General features: G+C 41.9%; 2 protein-coding genes. Both read right to left on the reverse strand.

The window, feature by feature from the left end; all coding sequences use genetic code 11:
- Window positions 1–271: NUDIX domain-containing protein (locus tag KIV40_RS33095; RefSeq protein ID WP_285353620.1), on the reverse strand; the 271-nt coding region annotated here is incomplete at its 3' end.
- A gap of 45 nt (window positions 272–316) precedes the next feature.
- On the reverse strand, window positions 317–1,088 hold a 772-nt coding region (locus KIV40_RS33100; RefSeq protein ID WP_285353622.1), incomplete at its 5' end, for a DegT/DnrJ/EryC1/StrS aminotransferase family protein.

The following is a 1,088-nucleotide window of genomic DNA, read 5'->3' on the forward strand; positions in this document are numbered from 1 at the left end:
CGTCATAGAGATGTGTGAAGGGGCCAATTAATACTGCATCATCGATATTATACGCTTTGCCCAATTCGGTTTGAGTTAAGCGCAGAAATGCATCTTCTAATGTTTCGTTTTTTTGAACTCTTCCCCCTGGTACAAACCAGTAATTCTGAGCCGGTTTATTCAACCGTTGACCGAGAAGGAATGAGCCCTCCTCATTTTCAACGACTAAATCGATAGAGATTAAAGGGGTATGTTCAATGACGTTTGAAAAAGTGCGTTCTTCTAAAAACATATTAAAAAAAGCCAATGAAACATTGGCTTATCTTTATTCCTTGGCTTAGATGACAGATTCAATCAGCTTAGCAACTTGCTCTAAATTCTCAGTAACATCATAGTGATGATTACCAATGAATAAACCACAGTCGCTCGCCTTATCACTAGCGTGTAATGTACCGTGAACTTGGTAGTCAAAGTACTCAACAACTGGGTTGCGTACAAAATTACCTGCAACAATCGGACGGCATTCCACACCATTGTCTGCCAGTACTTTTGCAAGCTCATCGCGTTTTTCTTTACCAGCTTCTACGATAATCGCAAATCCAAACCAACTACTTTCACCGGTCTCCTGTTGAATGCTAATACCTTTGACCTGCGAGAAAATGTTGCGGAAGGCGATAGCGTTTTTGCGGCGACCTGCGACAATCGATGGGATTTTTTTCAGCTGCTCAATACCTAGTGCACCGGACATATCCAGTGGACGCAAGTTATAACCTGGTAAAATGAAGCGGAAAGACTCTTCGAATGGATTATCACTTTTGACACACAGTTTGTTTTCTTTCGGTAAGTGACGAGTCCAACCATGAGAGCGTACAGACAGCATGATGTGGTAGAGCTCTTCATCATCAGTCACCACCAAACCACCTTCCATTGTACTGATATGGTGGCTGAAGAAACTGCTGTAGGTACCCATTAAACCAAAGGTACCGGCTTGCTTGCCATTCAGAGTGGCACCTAATGATTCGCAGTTATCTTCAAGCAGTTCAATATTTTTGCCTGAAATGATGGTTTCAAGCTTTTGGTAATCCAAAGGGTTACCTAATAGGTTTACT

It is taken from the genome of Vibrio sp. D173a, from assembly GCF_030248475.1.